The sequence below is a fragment of the Luteimicrobium subarcticum genome (genome assembly GCF_002798015.1).
GTDB lineage: Bacteria > Actinomycetota > Actinomycetes > Actinomycetales > Cellulomonadaceae > Luteimicrobium > Luteimicrobium subarcticum.
Genome location: NZ_PGTZ01000006.1, coordinates 150,802 through 166,141, shown reverse-complemented (window position 1 = coordinate 166,141; position 15,340 = coordinate 150,802). Strand labels below are relative to the sequence as shown.

Sequence of the window (15,340 nt, the reverse complement as noted above, 5' to 3'; positions counted from 1 at the left end):
GGTGTTCAACACGCTCTCCGACCGGCTGACGCAGACCTTCAAGAACCTGCGCACCAAGGGCCGGCTGTCCGAGGCGGACATCGACGCCACGATCCGTGAGATCCGGCGCGCGCTGCTCGACGCGGACGTCGCCGTCTCCGTGGTGCGCGAGTTCACGGGGGCGGTGCGCGAGCGCGCGCTCTCGTCGGAGGTCTCGGGGGCGCTGAACCCGGCCCAGCAGGTCGTCAAGATCGTCAACGAGGAGCTCGTCGGGATCCTCGGCGGCGAGACCCGCACGCTGCGGTTCTCCAAGAACCCGCCGACGGTCATCATGCTCGCGGGCCTCCAGGGTGCGGGCAAGACGACCCTCGCCGGCAAGCTGGCCCTGTCGCTGCGCGAGCAGGGCCACACGCCGCTGCTCGTCGCCGCCGACCTGCAGCGCCCCAACGCGGTGACGCAGCTCGGGGTCGTGGCGGAGCGTGCCGGTGCGCCGGTCTTCGCGCCGCACCCCGGCAACCAGGGGGCGGAGACCGACACCGTCATCGGCGACCCGGTCGCGGTGGCCCGCGACGGTGTCGCGCACGCGCGCGCCAAGCAGCACGACGTCGTCATCATCGACACCGCGGGACGCCTCGGCATCGACGAGCTGCTCATGCGGCAGGCGTCGGACATCCGTGACGCGACGAACCCGGACGAGGTCCTGTTCGTCATCGACGCGATGATCGGCCAGGACGCGGTCGCGACCGCGAAGGCGTTCGAGGAGGGCGTCGACTTCACGGGCGTCGTGCTGTCGAAGCTCGACGGCGACGCGCGCGGCGGCGCGGCCCTGTCGGTCGCGAAGGTCACGGGCCGTCCGATCCTGTTCGCCTCGACGGGCGAGAAGCTCACGGACTTCGAGGTCTTCCACCCGGACCGGATGGCGTCCCGGATCCTCGACATGGGCGACGTGCTGACGCTCATCGAGCAGGCCGAGAAGGCGTTCGACGCCGAGCAGGCGCAGATCATGGCCGACAAGGTCGCGAGCGGCAAGGACTTCACGCTCGCCGACTTCCTCGTCCAGATGCAGCAGCTGCGCAGCATGGGTTCGATGAAGAAGATGCTCGGGATGCTTCCGGGCATGGGTCAGATGCGCGAGGCGATCGACAACTTCGACGAGCGCGAGGTCGACCGCGTCGAGGCGATCGTCCGGTCGATGACCCCGGCGGAGCGCGAGAACCCGAAGCTCATCAACGGCTCGCGCCGGGCGCGCATCGCGAAGGGCTCGGGCACGACGACCACGGACGTCAACCAGCTCCTCGAGCGGTTCGAGAACGCGCAGAAGATGATGCGCCAGATGGCGCGCGGCGGCGGCATGCCGGGCATGCCCGGCATGGGCGGCTTCCCGGGCATGGGCGGCGGCAAGAAGGCGCGGGGCCGCCAGCAGGCGCCCGCCCGCAAGGCCAAGGGCCGGTCCGGCAACCCCGCGAAGCGTGCCGAGCAGGAGCGTGCCGCCCAGGCGCGGCTCGAGGGCGGGTCACCGGCCGCGCCTGCCGGCACGGCTTTCGGTGCGGCGGCGTCGAGCCCGCGCGAGGACGTCCCGGACCTCTCCGAGCTCGAGCTCCCCTCCGACCTCGGCAAGTACCTCGGTCGCTGACCGGATATCGTGTCCCCGCCCGGTGCTGCCGGGCGACAGCCTGCGCGAAGGAGTGAGATGTCCGCCCTCGAGGGTCCGTCCTTGCACGTGAAGGGGCGTGTGCTGCTCGGCGACGGACGCGAGCTCGGCGAGCTGTGGATCCGCGACGGCGTGGTGACGTTCACCCGGCCGTCGGCGCCCGGCACCAACCAGGTGACCGTCGAGGGCGTCGTGCTCCCGGGTCTCGTCGACGTCCACGCCCACATCGGCCTCGGCCCGAACGGTGCGACGAGCATGGGCGAGGCGGAGCGGCAGGCCGTGGCGCAGCGCCAGGCCGGCGTGCTGCTCGTCCGGGACGCGGGCTCGCCCCTCGACACCCGGCACCTTGCGGGCCGGCGCGACCTGCCGCGGCTGGTGCGCGCGGGCCGGCACCTCGCTCGGCCCAAGCGCTACCTGCGCGGTTTCGCCGACGAGCTGGCCGACGTCGCGGACCTCCCCGAGGCGGTGGCGCGCGAGGCGCGGCGCGGCTCGGGCTGGGTCAAGGTCGTCGCCGACTGGATCGACCGCGACCTCGGCGCGGACGCGGTGCTCACCCCGCTGTGGCCGGACGACGTCCTGGCGGAGGCGGTCCGGCGGGCCCACGCGGAGGCCGCGCGGGTCACGGTGCACGCGTTCTCCGAGGACGCCGTCCCGGGCCTGCTCGACGCGGGCGTCGACTGCATCGAGCACGGCACCGGCATCCCCGTGGACCGCATGATCGAGATCGCGGACCGCGGCATCGCGGTCACCCCCACGCTCCTGCAGATCGGCCGGCTGGGCGAGGAGGCCGACAAGGCCGACGGCAGGTACCCGCGCTTCGCGGAGTACATGCGCAAGATCCACGCGAACCGCTACGAGCAGGTTCGCGCGCTGCACGAGTCGGGCGTCCAGCTCCTCGTGGGCACGGACGCCGGCGGGACCATCGGGCACGGGCGCATCGCCGACGAGTGCGCGGAGCTGGTCGCCGCCGGGGTGCCCGCGGCGGACGTGGTGGCTGCCGCGAGCTGGCAGGCGCGGCACTTCCTCGGCCTCGGGCAGCTCGTCGAGGGTTCCAGCGCGGACCTCGTGGTCTACCCGGCCGACCCGCGTGAGGACATCTCGGTCCTGCGGGCCCCCACCGCGATCGTGCTGCGGGGCGAGCGGTACCTCTGACGCGGCAGCGCCCGGCACCCCGGGAGGAGCCCCAGCGGAGCTCCAGGAAGACCGTCGGCAGCACCCGGCGGCACCCGGATTGGAACCGCTTGGTGTCGTCTGGCAGAATGGCCGTCGTACTCGGCGTGCCCGGCCCCTCTCTCCGCGGCGTCGTCGTGTCCTCGATCCAGCGCGTGGTCCGGGCCCCACCGGTCGACGCACGGATCCCACGAACAGAACCAGGAGAGACCACCCCTGTGGCCACCAAGATTCGTCTGAAGCGTCTCGGCAAGATCCGGGCGCCGTACTACCGCGTCGTCGTCGCCGACTCCCGCACCCGCCGTGACGGCCGTGCGATCGAGGAGATCGGCAAGTACCACCCCACCGAGGAGCCCTCGTTCATCGAGATCGACTCCGAGCGGGCGCAGTACTGGCTGTCCGTCGGCGCGCAGCCGACCGAGCAGGTCCTCGTGCTCCTCAAGGTGACCGGTGACTGGCAGAAGTTCAAGGGCCTCCCGGGCGCCGAGGGCACGCTGCGCACCAAGGGCGACAAGGCCGACGCCGCCGAGGCCGTGAAGGCCGCCGCGGACGCCGCCGAGAAGCACAAGGCCGACGTGGCCGCCAAGAAGGCCGCGAAGGCCGAGCCGGCTGCTGCCGACGCCGAGAGCACCGAGGCCGAGAACACCGAGGCGTGATGCTCGCCGACGCGCTCGACCACCTGGTCCGCGGGATCGTCGACCACCCGGACGACGTCCGGGTCGCGTCGAAGGCGACCCGGCGCGGCGACCTGCTCGAGGTCCGGGTGCACCCCGACGACCTCGGTCGGGTCATCGGGCGCGGCGGACGCACCGCTCGTGCGCTGCGCACCGTGATCGGCGCGCTGTCGACCGACGGCCCGGTGCGGATCGACGTCGTGGACGTCGACCGCCGCTGAGCACCATCGAGAGGCCCGTGTCCCGCGCTGCGGGCGCGGGCCTCTCGCGTTCCCCCGCACACCGTCCCCGCAGACACCGGGTCCTGCACCACGACCCGGGACCGCCGCCCAGGAGGCACCACCATGGAGCTCACCGTCGCCCGCATCGGCCGCGCCCACGGTCTGCGGGGCGAGGTCGCGCTCGACCTGCGCACCGACGACCCGGAGGCACGGCTCGCGCCCGGGACCGTCCTCGCGACCGACCCCGCGTCGGCGGGCCCGCTCACGGTCCGTTCGGCACGCACCCAGAGCGGCCGCTGGCTCGTGACCTTCGAGCAGTCGACCGACCGCGAGGCCGCCGAGGCCCTGCGCGGGGTGCGGCTCGTCGTCGAGGCCGACGCCTCCGACGAGGAGGACGCCTGGTACGAGCACGAGCTCGCCGGGCTGCGCGCCGAGCTCACCGACGGCACCGTCGTGGGTGAGGTCGTCGGGCTCGAGGAGCTGCCCGCGCACGACGTCCTCGTCGTCCGCGAGACGACGGGCGAGCGGACCCTCGTCCCGTTCGTGCGCGCGATCGTGCCCGTGGTCGACGTGCCGGGCGGCCGCGTGGTGCTCGACCCGCCGGGCGGCCTGCTGGCGCGCGACGCGGACGCGGCCGTGATCGACCGGCCCGACGACCCCGAGGACGCCGCCGCGGGAGCCCAGACCTCCGAAGGCGTCGAGGGCGAGGCCTGACGTGCGCATCGACGTCGTCTCGATCTTCCCCGACTACCTCGCGGCGCTGGACCTCTCGCTCGTCGGCAAGGCGCGCACGGCGGGCCTGCTCGACCTGCGCGTCCACGACCTGCGGGACTGGGCCACCGACCGGCACCGGACCGTGGACGACACGCCGTTCGGCGGCGGCGCCGGCATGGTCATGCGTCCCGACGTGTGGTCGCGCGCGCTCGACGACGTGATCGAGGAGCCCGGCGCGCCGGGCGTGCGGCTCGTCGTGCCGACGCCGTCCGGCGAGGTGTTCACCCAGCGGACCGCCGAGGCGTGGGCGGGCGAGCGTCAGCTCGTCGTCGCGTGCGGGCGGTACGAGGGGATCGACGCGCGCGTCGTCGAGCACTACCGGGCCACGGGCGTCGAAGTGAGCGAGGTCTCGATCGGCGACTACGTGCTCAACGGGGGAGAGGTCGCGGCGCTCGTGGTCGTCGAGGCCGTCGGGCGCCTGCTCCCCGGCGTGGTGGGCAACCCGGAGTCGCTCGTCGAGGAGTCGCACGGCGCGGCCGGCCTGCTCGAGTACCCCGTCTACACCAAGCCGGCGGACTGGGACGGGCGCGAGGTCCCGGACGTCCTGCTCAGCGGGCACCACGGCCGCATCGCGCGCTGGCGGCGCGACCAGGCGCTCGAGCGCACCGCGCGACGCCGTCCCGACCTCGTGGCACGGCTCGATCCGGCCACGCTGGACCGGTCCGACCGTGACGTGCTGGCCCGGGAGGGCTGGGTCGTCGACGACGACGGGGTACGGCCCGTCTGACGACAGGCCGACCAGGTGGTGACCACGGGCGGCCCGCCCGCAGTTGGCCCCGGGGCGCCGCCGTGTGCGAAACTGGAGGGTCGGTACGCACCGGCAGGACCTTTCACCGTCTCCTCTGCCACAGGGGAGGGGCGGCCCAGCGGTCCGTCGCAGCCTCGCTGCGGCACGGTGCGCGCGCCGCACCCGCACACCCGAACCGGACCCGCCCGAGCCTCGTCACGAGCCGGCCGCGGGCCACGAGAGCGGCCTGACCTGTGGCAGACCAGGAGATCGTCATGCACACGCTCGACAGTGTCGACGCAGCATCGCTGCGCAACGACGTCCCGGACTTCCGTCCCGGCGACACCCTCAAGGTCAACGTCAAGGTCGTCGAGGGCAACCGCTCTCGCGTCCAGGCGTTCCAGGGTGCCGTCATCGCCCGCCAGGGCGGCGGCGTCCGCGAGACCTTCACGGTCCGCAAGATCAGCTTCGGCGTCGGGGTCGAGCGCACCTTCCCGGTGCACTCCCCGTCGATCGACTCGATCGAGGTCGTCACCCGCGGTGACGTGCGTCGCGCCAAGCTGTACTACCTGCGCGGCCTGCGCGGCAAGAAGGCGAAGATCAAGGAGAAGCGGGACGCCGTCCCGGCCAAGTGAGCCGGGCCGCGACCAGCGGTTCCCCCTGCGCACGGGCGGTCGTCCTCCGGGACGGCCGCCCGTGCGTCGTCCGTGTCGGTTTCGTCCCCACAGGATGAGGTGGGAGAGTTGGCGCGTGACTGACAGCACCTCCGAGATCGCGGGCGCGCCGACGCCGGCCGACTCCGACCTCCCGGACACCCGGACCGCGCCCCGTGAGCCCGAGGCGGACGCCGCCCGGTCTGCTCGAGGGCGCAAGCAGCGCAAGCCGTCGCTGCTGCGCGAGACAGCGATCATCGTCGTCGCGGCGCTCGTCCTGTCCTGGCTCATCAAGACGTTCCTCGTCCAGGCGTTCTACATCCCGTCGGAGTCGATGGAGAACACCCTCGACATCGGCGACCGCGTCATGGTCTCGCGGCTCGTGCCGTCGCACCTGGACCTGCACCGTGGCGACGTCATCGTGTTCAAGGACCCGGGCCACTGGCTGCCCGACGCCGAGAAGACCGACCACGGAACGATCGGCAACGCTGTCGTCGACGGGCTGACGTTCGTCGGCCTGCGGCCCAACGACGCCGTCGGGCACCTCATCAAGCGCGTCATCGGGCTCCCCGGCGACCACGTCGCGTGCGCCGGCCCCGGCCAGCCCGTCACGGTCAACGGCGTCGCCATCGACGAGCCGTACCTCAAGCCCGGCTCCATGCCCAGCCAGGACGAGTTCGACACCACCGTCCCGGCCGGGAGCCTGTTCGTCATGGGCGACAACCGGCAGGACTCGAGCGACTCGCGCTACAACACGGGCAAGCCCGGCGGCGGGTTCGTCCCGATGGACGACGTCGTCGGCACCGCCTTCATCAAGGTGTGGCCGCTGTCCCACGCCGGCATCCTGCACAACCCGTCCGACACGTTCGCGGACGTGCCGGAGCCCACGGTCGAGCCGACCGTCGCGCCGTGACGTCTGTGCGCGGCGCCCGGTCGCGCACCGCCCACCTGCGCCAGGAGTCGGCGTGGATCGAGGCCGGTGCGCGGACGGTCGCCGGCATGGACGAGGTGGGCCGGGGCGCCCTCGCCGGCCCCGTCAGCGTGGGCGTGGTCGTCGTGGACGTCGCGACGAAGCGTCCGCCGCGGGGACTGACCGACTCCAAGCTGCTGTCCGTGGGCGACCGTGAGGGCCTCGTGCCGCGCGTCTCCGGCTGGGCGGTGGCGTCGGCCGTCGGGCACGCGAGCAGCGCCGAGATCGACACCGTCGGCATCATCGGCGCGCTGCGGCTCGCCGGACGGCGGGCGCTTGCCGAGATCGCCGCGACCGGCGTCCACGTGGACGCCGTCCTGCTCGACGGGTCGCACGACTGGCTCTCGGACCCGGTGCCCGACCTGCTCGACCAGCTCGCGGCCGACGCGGCCGAGCCGCTGCCGGCACCCGTGCCCCCGCTCGGGGTGCGCACCCTCGTCAAGGCGGACGTGCAGTGCGCGTCGGTCGCCGGTGCGAGCGTCCTCGCCAAGTGCACGCGGGACGCCCTCATGCGCGAGCTCGCCGTCGAGCACCCCGGGTACGCCTGGGAGCAGAACAAGGGGTACGCGTCCGCGGCGCACGTGCGGGCGCTCGGCGAGCTCGGTGCGAGCGTCCTGCACCGCACGAGCTGGAACCTCCCCGGGCTCGCCCCCGCCGCCGCGGTGCGCGCCGACGACGACGTGCTGGTCGGGTCCCTCGGCCCGGAGGCCTGAGGCCTCCCTGCCCGGGCGTGGCCGGACGGCGGGATGCACCTGCGGGACGCCCGACGGGTGACCCGACGGGTGACCCGACGTGGCCGCGCCCGCCCCGGTGATGGTCCATGATGGACGCGTGAGCGCCGAGGACCTGGAGAACTACGAGACCGAGATGGAGCTCGCGCTCTACCGCGAGTACCGGGACGTCGTCGGGCTCTTCGCCTACGTGGTCGAGACCGAGCGACGGTTCTACCTCGCCAACCACGTCGACCTGCAGGTGCGGTCCGCGGCGGGCGAGGTGTACTTCGAGCTGCGGCTCGCCGACGCGTGGGTCTGGGACGTGTACCGCTCCGCACGGTTCGTGAAGTCGGTGCGCGTCGTGACGTTCAAGGACGTCAACGTCGAGGAGCTCGCCAAGGCCGAGCTCCAGCTCTGACCCGAAGGTCGGCCCGGCAGGGCGGCCAGGACCGGTCCGGGGGACAGCGCCGCACGGTCGTGCACCGGTCGCGTGACGGTCGCCCTGTCCACGGATGCCGCCGAGCCCCTCGCGCCGCACCCCGCGCCCGCGGCAGCGTTCCTCCCGGAGGTGGGAGATGCGCGCGAAGGACGCGGTCGGCCGCTACGGCGAGGAGCTCGCCGTACGGCACGTGACCGAACGAGGCTGGCAGGTGCTCGACCGGAACTGGCGGAGCCGGACCGGCGAGCTCGACGTGGTGGCCCGCGAGGGCACGACGCTCGTCGTCATCGAGGTCAAGACACGGCGGGGCACCGGCTTCGGCCACCCCGCCGAGGCGGTCACGCCCGCGAAGGTCGCGCGGCTGCGGCGCCTCGCGGGCGAGTGGCTCGCCGCGCACGACCAGCGACCCCGCGAGGTGCGGCTGGACGTCGTCGCGGTCGTGCTGCCGCGCGCCGGGCGTGCCCGCATCGAGCACCTCGAGGGGGTCTCGTGAGCGGGCTCGGACAGTCCCGCGCCGTCTCGCTCGTCGGGCTGACCGGGCACGTCGTCGAGGTGCAGGCACACCTGGCGGCGAGCGTCCCCGGCTTCACGCTCGTGGGGCTGCCGGACGCCGCGCTCAGCGAGGCGCGCGACCGGGTCCGGGCGGCGGTGTCGTCCTCGGGCCTGTCGTGGCCGCAGCGCAAGATCACCGTCAACCTCGCGCCCGCCGCGCTGCCGAAGTCGGGCTCGGGGTTCGACCTCGCGATCGCCGTCGCGATGCTGGCGGGCGCGCGGCTCGTCGACGCCTCCCGCGTGCGTGACGTCGTGCACCTCGGCGAGCTCGGTCTCGACGGTCGGCTCCACCCCGTCCGCGGCGTGCTGCCCGCCGTGGCGGCCGCGGTCGCGGCGGGCTTCCCGGACGTCGTCGTGCCCGCGCCCGACGTGCCGGAGGCGCAACTCGTCCCGGGCGCCCGCGTGACCGGCGCGGCGACTCTCGCCGAGCTCGCCGCGCGCTACGGGGCCGACCTCGACCCGGTGGCCGTCCCGGACGATCCGGTCGTCCGGCCCGTCCCGCCGCTCCGCGAGCCCGGAGGCGACCTCGCGGACGTCCTCGGCCAGCCCGAGGCACGCGCCGCGCTGGAGGTCGCCGCGGCGGGCGGGCACCACCTGCTCCTCGTCGGCGCGCCCGGCACCGGCAAGACGATGCTGGCCAGCCGCCTGCCGGGCATCCTGCCCGACCTCGACGAGGCGGCCGCCGTCGAGGTGACCGCCGTGCACTCCGTCGCCGGGACCTTCGACGCGTCCCGCGGCCTCGTGCGCCGCCCGCCGTTCGAGGACCCGCACCACACGGCCACCCCCGCCGCCGTCGTCGGGGGCGGGTCGGGCGTGCCCCGGCCCGGTGCGGCGTCGCGCGCGCACCGCGGCGTCCTGTTCCTCGACGAGGCCCCCGAGTTCGGCGGCCGCGTGCTCGACACGCTGCGCCAGCCCCTCGAGCACGGCGAGATCGTCGTCCACCGGGCGGGCGGGACCGCCCGGTTCCCCGCCCGGTTCCAGCTCGTGCTCGCGGCGAACCCGTGCCCGTGCGGGCTCGCCGTGGGCAAGGGCCTCGACTGCACCTGTACGCCGCTCGCCCGGCGGCGCTACCTGGCACGGCTCTCCGGCCCGCTGCTCGACCGCGTCGACGTCCAGGTCGAGGTGCACCCCGTGCGGGCCGTCGACCGGGGCCAGGTCGGCGAGAGCACCGCGGTGGTCGGTCGACGGGTCGCGCAGGCGCGCGCCGCCGCCGCCGAACGCCTGCGCGGGACGCCGTGGCGGCTCAACGCCGAGGTCCCCGGGCGCTGGCTGCGGGACCGGCTGGGTCCCGGGCTCCTCGGCGACGTCGACCGCGCCCTCGAGCGCGGGACCCTCAGCCTCCGCGGCGCGGACCGGGTCGTCCGCCTGGCGTGGACGCTCGCGGACCTCGCAGGACGTCCGGCGCCCGAGCGCGGCGACGTCGGGCGCGCGCTGGCCCTGCGGGTCCGAGGTGGTCACCGTGCCTGACGTCCTCCACCTCGCGTGCGCCGCCTGGGCGCGGCTCGCCGAGCCGGGCGACACGGCCGCGGGCGCGATCGTGCGGGTGCTCGGCCCGGTGGACGGTCTGGTATGGGCCCGTGCGGCCGCGCGCGGCCCGGACGAGGCCGCGCGGGCGGCCCGCACGCTGAGCGGTGACCGGCCCGACCTCGGGATCGGTCCCGTCGCGCTCGGGCGTGCCGTGGCGCGGTGGGCGCCGCGCGTGCCGGGCCTCGACGCGGAGCGCGACCTCGAGGCGACGCGGCGGCTCGGCGCGCGGTTCGTCGTGCCCGCGGACGCCGACTGGCCGGGCGGGCTCGACGACCTCGGTGACGCGACGCCGCGCGGCCTGTGGCTGCGCGGCGACCCCGCGGCGGTCCACGGCCTCAGCAGGTCGGTCGCGCTCGTCGGCGCCCGCGCGTGCACCGACTACGGCAGCCACGTCGCCGCCGACCTCGCCCACGGTGCCGCATCACAAGGGGTCGTGGTGGTGTCGGGCGGCGCGTACGGGATCGACGCCGCCGCGCACCGCGGTGCGCTCGCCGCCGGCGCGCCGACCGTGGCGTTCCTCGCCGGGGGCGTCGACCGGCTCTACCCCGCGGGCAACGCCGACCTCCTGCGCGCCGTCCTGACGGACGGGCTCGTCATCGGCGAGCTGCCGCCCGGCGGCGTGCCGACGCGGGTGCGCTTCCTCCAGCGCAACCGGCTCATCGCGGCGGCGAGCAGCGGCACGGTCGTCGTCGAGGCGGCGTGGCGCTCCGGCGCGCTCAGCACGGCCGCGCACGCGCAGAGCCTGCTCCGACCCGTGGGCGCGGTCCCCGGCCCGGTCACGTCGATGGCGTCCGGCGGGTGCCACCGGCTGCTGCGCGACGGGGGAGCGGTGTGCGTCACGGACGCGGACGAGGTCGTCGAGCTCGTCGGACGCGTGGGCGGCGACCTCGCACCGTGGCCGGCCGGTGCGGCGCGCGAGACGGACGCGCTCGACGCCGTCGGCCGTCGCCTGTTCGACGCCCTGCCCCTGCGTCGTGCCGCGACGGTCACGGTGGTCGCCCGCGACGCCGGGCTCGCGCTCGACGAGACCCTCGGTGGCCTCGGGCTCCTCGAGGTCGCCGGGTTCGCCGAGCGGTCGGGCGACGGGTGGCGGCGGCGTCCGGGCACGTCCGCGCGGGACGGTGCACCGAGCTGACCCGGACGGACCCGAGCCCGTCGCGGGGTCGCGCGGCGTGGCGGGTCGCGTCCGCCGTCCGTTCCGCCCAGCCTTGATCCGTGGACAGACCCGCGGGCAGACCCGCCGACAGCCCTGTGGACGACGCGTCGCGCAGGGCGGACGGATCGGTGCACGGATCGGTGGACCCGTTCGACGTCGCCCTCGGACGGTTCACCGAGCAGCTCGCCCTGGTCCGGGGTCTTTCCCCGCACACCGTGCGCGCCTACCACGACGACGTGCGGGCGCTCGGCGACTTCGCACGGCGCCGCGGCGCACCCCGACCCCAGGACGTCGACCTCGACCTGCTGCGCGCCTGGCTGGCGTGGCAGGCGTCGCGGGGGCTGTCCCGGGCCACCCTCGCGCGCCGCGGGGCGTCGGTGCGCGAGTTCTACGCGTGGGCGCTGCGGGACGGGCTGGTCGCGGTCGACCCGTCGACGCGGCTCCAGAGCCCGCGGGTCGACCGCACGCTGCCGACCGTGCTGTCCGTCGACGCCGCGCAGACGCTCGTCGAGCACGCGGAGCAGGAGGCGAGGTCGGGCGACGCGGCCGACCTGCGGGCCTGGGCGACCGTCGAGCTCCTCTACGCCACGGGGGTCCGCGTGGGCGAGCTCGTGTCCGTCGACGTCGACGACGTCGACCGGGGCACGCGCACCGTCCGTGTGCTCGGCAAGGGCGGCAAGGAGCGGGTGGTCCCGTACGGGGCGCCGGCTGACCGCGCGCTCACGGCGTGGCTGGGCGCGGGCCGTCCCGCGCTCGTGACGGAACGCTCGGGGGCGGCGCTGCTGCTCGGCGACCGGGGCGGTCGCTGGGACCAGCGCCAGGCGCGCACCACGGTGCACCGCCTGGCCGTGTCGGCCGGCGTCCCCGACCTGGCGCCCCACGCCCTGCGGCACACCGCGGCGACGCACCTCCTCGCGGGCGGCGCGGACCTGCGCAGCGTGCAGGAGGTCCTGGGGCACACGAGCCTCGCGACGACCCAGCGGTACACGCACGTGAGCGCGGACCGTCTCCGTGCCTCGTACCTGCAGGCTTTCCCCCGGGCGTGAGCCCCCCGGGCCCGGGCAGGACGACGAGCAGGGCGGGACGGTCACGGGACGGGCAGCAGCACGATCGGTCCGCCGGTGACGAGCGGCCACGGGTCGACGTAGGTCTCGCCGCGCCGCACGCCCCAGTGCAGGCAGGCGTCGGGCGCGCAGTGCCCGACGGTCGGCGAGGTCGCCGCGGGGGCGAGACGTGCGACGACGTCGCCGGGCGCGACGCGCGTCCCTGCGGCGACGCCGTCACGCACGGGCTCGAACGACGACCGGAGCCCGTCGTCGCCGAGGACGGTGAGCACCCCGCGTCCCGCGACGGTGCCGCGGAACGTCACGACCCCGGCGGTGGGCGCGCGGACCAGGGCGCCGACGGACGCGCCGAGGTCGACGCCGCGGTGCCCGGCGCTCCAGCGCTCGGCGGGGGCCACGAAGGGGTGCACGAGCGGGCCGTCGACCGGCGGCAGGTAGGCGCCGGGCTGTCGGTCGTCCGCCGGTACCGCCACGGCCGACGTGCGTCCGGCCGCGGCGCCCGGCGCCCCTGACGACGCCTGGGCCACTGGGGCGGACAGGGCTCCGACGACAGCGAGGACGGCCGCCAGCCGGGACGTCCGACGGCCGCGACGGGCGGCGTGCGGGGTGCAGAGGGAGTCGGCGTCGTCGGGCATCTCACGATGCTGGCAGGACCGGCGGTCGCCGGTGCGGCGCGGTGTGCCCTCGGGGCCGGCTCGGTGGACCGGCGCCGACGTCGGCCGGCCTGTGCACGATCGCTCGCCCGGGCGGGGAGGGCGGACCCGGTGGCCGGGTTCCTCGGGTAGACTGGTGACCGCGTGCGGTGAGGGTTCCGGGACTTCCGGATCCTGCGCTGCACGACTTCGCGCACCACTTCCCCCGCGGCGACGCCCCTGACCGAGAGGTCGACGGACGCGTGCCACGGGGTCGGCGTGGGCGACGGTCCGTCCCGAGCAGAGCCTGGTCTCCGCCCGCGGACGGCGTCCCCGCCGGGCGGTGCCAGGGACGTCGGCCTCCGCCGGCGTCGACAACCGGAACCGCGGTCGCCGCTCGTCGGCGCCGCACGACGACGCGCGTCAGCGGGCGGGGCCCGCGCGCGCACGAAAGGACGTGCCATGGCCGTCGTGACCATGCGCCAGCTCCTCGAGAGCGGTGTCCACTTCGGGCACCAGACCCGCCGTTGGAACCCGAAGATGAAGCGCCACATCCTCACGGAGCGCAACGGCATCTACATCGTCGACCTGCAGCAGTCGCTGTCGTACATCGACCGCGCCTACGAGTTCGTCAAGGAGACGGTCGCCCACGGCGGCTCCGTGCTCTTCGTCGGCACCAAGAAGCAGGCGCAGGAGCCCGTCGCGGAGCAGGCCGCCCGCGTCGGCATGCCGTACGTGAACCACCGCTGGCTCGGTGGCATGCTCACCAACTTCACCACGGTCCACAAGCGCCTCCAGCGTCTCAAGGAGCTCGAGGAGCTCGACTTCGACGACGTCGCCGGCTCGGGCCGCACCAAGAAGGAGCTCCTGGTCCTGCGTCGCGAGAAGGACAAGCTCGCCCGCACCCTCGGCGGCATCCGTGACATGGCGAAGATCCCCTCCGCCGTGTGGATCGTCGACACGAACAAGGAGCACCTCGCGGTCGACGAGGCGCGCAAGCTGGGCATCCCGGTCGTCGCGATCCTCGACACCAACTGCGACCCCGACGTCGTCGACTTCCCCATCCCGGGCAACGACGACGCGATCCGCGCCGTGACGCTGCTCACCCGCGTCATCGCGGACGCCGTCGCCGACGGTCTCCTGCAGCGCCACTCGGGTCGCTCGGGTGCCGAGGCCGGCCCCGACGCCGACGCCGAGCCGCTCGCCGAGTGGGAGCGCGAGCTCCTCGCCGGTGCCGAGAAGCAGCTCGAGTCGGACGAGAAGGCCGCTGACGCCGCCGTCGAGGCTGCGCAGGAGAAGGCCCCCGAGGCTGCCGCCGAGGAGACCGCTGCTCCTGAGGCTGCCGCCGAGGAGACCGCTGCTCCTGAGGCTGCTGCCGAGGAGGCTCCGGCTGCGGACGCCGCCGAGGCGACCGACGCGGACGCCACGAAGTCCGAGTGATCTCCCGGGTGCCCGGTCCCGTCCGCGGGGCCGGGCACCCGTCACCATCTCGTCCCGTGCCCGGCCGTCGCCGGGCACCCCACAGCCGGAGGAACTGAGAATGGCGAACTACACCGCCGCTGACATCAAGGCCCTGCGCGAGCGCACGGGCGCGGGCATGCTCGACGTCAAGAAGGCCCTCGACGAGGCCGACGGCAACGCCGAGAAGGCCATCGAGATCATCCGCAAGAAGGGCCTCGCGCGCGCCGCGAAGCGCGAGGGCAACGCGACCACCGAGGGCCTCGTCGCCGTCGTGGTCGAGGACTCGGCCGCGGGCCAGGTCGCCACGCTGATCGAGCTCGACGCCGAGACCGACTTCGTCGTGAAGAACGAGAAGTTCATCGCGCTGGCCGACACGGTCCTGGCGGCCGCCGCCGCCGCAGGCGCCACGGACGCCGAGTCCGGGCTCGCCGCCCCGACGGCCGACGGCACGGTCGCCGACACGATCGCCGCGCAGGGCGCGACCCTCGGCGAGAAGGTCGTGCTCCGTCGCGTGGCCCGCGTCGAGGCGCCCAAGGTGACCACGTACCTGCACCGCACCGCGAAGGACCTGCCGCCGTCGATCGGCGTCGTCGTCGCGACCGACGAGGCGGCCGAGCCGGTCGCCAAGGACGTCGCGCAGCACATCGCGGCGCTCTCGCCGACGTACCTGACGCGTGAGGACGTCCCGGCGGACGTCGTCGACAAGGAGCGCGAGATCGCGCGCGAGATCTCGATCGCCGAGGGCAAGCCGGAGGCTGCGCTCCCGAAGATCGTCGAGGGCCGCCTGAACGGCTTCTTCAAGGACGCCGTGCTCGTGGACCAGCCGCTCGCGAAGGACACGAAGACGACGGTCGGCAAGCACGTCGCCGCCACGGGTGGCACGCTGCTCGGCTTCGTCCGGGTCCGCGTCGGTTCCTGACGACAGCACAGCCCGGGGCCCGGGCCGCGTCCGCGCGGCCTGGGCCCCGGTGTGCGCG

General features: G+C 74.9%; 17 protein-coding genes. 16 read left to right on the top strand and 1 reads right to left on the bottom strand.

Translation table 11 applies throughout. From position 1 onward, the window contains the following. Nucleotide 1: 1 nt before the first annotated feature. The 14 genes from ffh to CLV34_RS01285 all read left to right on the top strand — a co-directional run bounded on the left by ffh (nt 2) and on the right by CLV34_RS01285 (nt 12,252). The gene (gene ffh, locus CLV34_RS01350) at nt 2-1,612 is read left to right on the top strand and encodes a signal recognition particle protein (protein WP_100348480.1); all 1,611 of its coding nucleotides are present in this window, start codon (nt 2-4) and stop codon (nt 1,610-1,612) included. 57 nt (nt 1,613-1,669) lie between these two features. Next, on the top strand, nt 1,670-2,782 hold the full coding sequence (locus tag CLV34_RS01345; protein WP_100348479.1) for an amidohydrolase family protein: 1,113 nt from the start codon (nt 1,670-1,672) through the stop codon (nt 2,780-2,782). A 236-nt stretch (nt 2,783-3,018) separates the two neighbouring features. Continuing rightward, nucleotides 3,019-3,456, top strand: a complete 438-nt coding sequence (gene rpsP, locus CLV34_RS01340; protein ID WP_100348478.1) for a 30S ribosomal protein S16 — start codon at nt 3,019-3,021, stop codon at nt 3,454-3,456. Continuing rightward, nucleotides 3,456-3,695, top strand: a complete 240-nt coding sequence (locus CLV34_RS01335) for an RNA-binding protein (protein ID WP_100349124.1) — start codon at nt 3,456-3,458, stop codon at nt 3,693-3,695. Before rpsP ends, CLV34_RS01335 begins: the two co-directional genes overlap by 1 nt. A 123-nt stretch (nt 3,696-3,818) precedes the next feature. After that, entirely contained in the window at nt 3,819-4,409 is a 591-nt protein-coding gene (rimM, locus tag CLV34_RS01330; protein WP_100348477.1) for a ribosome maturation factor RimM, read from the top strand. 1 nt (nt 4,410) lies between these two features. Then, nucleotides 4,411-5,196 (top strand): tRNA (guanosine(37)-N1)-methyltransferase TrmD, encoded by a 786-nt coding sequence (gene trmD, locus CLV34_RS01325; RefSeq protein ID WP_100348476.1) that lies wholly within the window; start codon nt 4,411-4,413, stop codon nt 5,194-5,196. Between the two features lie 275 nt (nt 5,197-5,471). Then, nucleotides 5,472-5,831, top strand: coding sequence for a 50S ribosomal protein L19 (gene rplS, locus CLV34_RS01320; RefSeq protein ID WP_100349123.1), 360 nt, complete (start codon nt 5,472-5,474; stop codon nt 5,829-5,831). A 115-nt stretch (nt 5,832-5,946) separates the two neighbouring features. Next, nucleotides 5,947-6,762 carry a signal peptidase I gene (lepB, locus tag CLV34_RS01315; RefSeq protein WP_245858877.1) on the top strand — a complete coding sequence of 272 codons (816 nt, stop codon included), beginning with the start codon at nt 5,947-5,949 and terminating at the stop codon, nt 6,760-6,762. Further along, nucleotides 6,759-7,532, top strand: a complete 774-nt coding sequence (locus CLV34_RS01310; RefSeq protein ID WP_425436157.1) for a ribonuclease HII — start codon at nt 6,759-6,761, stop codon at nt 7,530-7,532. The genes lepB and CLV34_RS01310 overlap by 4 nt, the downstream gene beginning before the upstream one ends. A gap of 118 nt (nt 7,533-7,650) precedes the next feature. Continuing rightward, a complete protein-coding gene (locus CLV34_RS01305; protein ID WP_100348474.1) occupies nt 7,651-7,950 on the top strand; it encodes a DUF2469 domain-containing protein in 300 nt (99 codons plus the stop codon). A gap of 157 nt (nt 7,951-8,107) precedes the next feature. Then, nucleotides 8,108-8,464 carry a YraN family protein gene (locus tag CLV34_RS01300; protein ID WP_100348473.1) on the top strand — a complete coding sequence of 119 codons (357 nt, stop codon included), beginning with the start codon at nt 8,108-8,110 and terminating at the stop codon, nt 8,462-8,464. Beyond that, nucleotides 8,461-9,990: a YifB family Mg chelatase-like AAA ATPase gene (locus CLV34_RS01295; protein WP_100348472.1), complete on the top strand. Its 1,530-nt coding sequence runs from the start codon at nt 8,461-8,463 to the stop codon at nt 9,988-9,990. Before CLV34_RS01300 ends, CLV34_RS01295 begins: the two co-directional genes overlap by 4 nt. Next, nucleotides 9,983-11,185, top strand: a complete 1,203-nt coding sequence (dprA, locus tag CLV34_RS01290) for a DNA-processing protein DprA (protein ID WP_245858874.1) — start codon at nt 9,983-9,985, stop codon at nt 11,183-11,185. The genes CLV34_RS01295 and dprA overlap by 8 nt, the downstream gene beginning before the upstream one ends. Before the next feature lie 149 nt (nt 11,186-11,334). After that, nucleotides 11,335-12,252 (top strand): tyrosine recombinase XerC, encoded by a 918-nt coding sequence (locus CLV34_RS01285; RefSeq protein WP_100349121.1) that lies wholly within the window; start codon nt 11,335-11,337, stop codon nt 12,250-12,252. Between the two features lie 41 nt (nt 12,253-12,293). Here the strand turns inward: CLV34_RS01285 and CLV34_RS01280 are convergent, their stop codons facing one another. Beyond that, on the bottom strand, nt 12,294-12,905 hold the full coding sequence (locus tag CLV34_RS01280) for a M23 family metallopeptidase (protein WP_100348470.1): 612 nt from the start codon (nt 12,903-12,905) through the stop codon (nt 12,294-12,296). Between the two features lie 459 nt (nt 12,906-13,364). Between CLV34_RS01280 and rpsB the strand changes: the two genes are divergently transcribed. Beyond that, a complete protein-coding gene (rpsB, locus tag CLV34_RS01275; RefSeq protein ID WP_100348469.1) occupies nt 13,365-14,342 on the top strand; it encodes a 30S ribosomal protein S2 in 978 nt (325 codons plus the stop codon). A gap of 100 nt (nt 14,343-14,442) precedes the next feature. Continuing rightward, nucleotides 14,443-15,282 carry a translation elongation factor Ts gene (tsf, locus tag CLV34_RS01270; protein WP_100348468.1) on the top strand — a complete coding sequence of 280 codons (840 nt, stop codon included), beginning with the start codon at nt 14,443-14,445 and terminating at the stop codon, nt 15,280-15,282. The last annotated feature ends 58 nt before the right edge of the window (nt 15,283-15,340 follow it).

Bases quoted from the DNA above. Each gene is read 5' to 3' on its own strand.
- CLV34_RS01280 (WP_100348470.1), bottom strand. From the start codon at position 12,905: ATGCCCGACGACGCCGACTCCCTCTGCACCCCGCACGCCGCCCGTCGC.
- rplS (WP_100349123.1), top strand. From the start codon at position 5,472: ATGCACACGCTCGACAGTGTCGACGCAGCATCGCTGCGCAACGACGTC.
- rpsB (WP_100348469.1), top strand. From the start codon at position 13,365: ATGGCCGTCGTGACCATGCGCCAGCTCCTCGAGAGCGGTGTCCACTTC.
- CLV34_RS01345 (WP_100348479.1), top strand. From the start codon at position 1,670: ATGTCCGCCCTCGAGGGTCCGTCCTTGCACGTGAAGGGGCGTGTGCTG.
- CLV34_RS01300 (WP_100348473.1), top strand. From the start codon at position 8,108: ATGCGCGCGAAGGACGCGGTCGGCCGCTACGGCGAGGAGCTCGCCGTA.
- CLV34_RS01335 (WP_100349124.1), top strand. From the start codon at position 3,456: ATGCTCGCCGACGCGCTCGACCACCTGGTCCGCGGGATCGTCGACCAC.
- tsf (WP_100348468.1), top strand. From the start codon at position 14,443: ATGGCGAACTACACCGCCGCTGACATCAAGGCCCTGCGCGAGCGCACG.
- rimM (WP_100348477.1), top strand. From the start codon at position 3,819: ATGGAGCTCACCGTCGCCCGCATCGGCCGCGCCCACGGTCTGCGGGGC.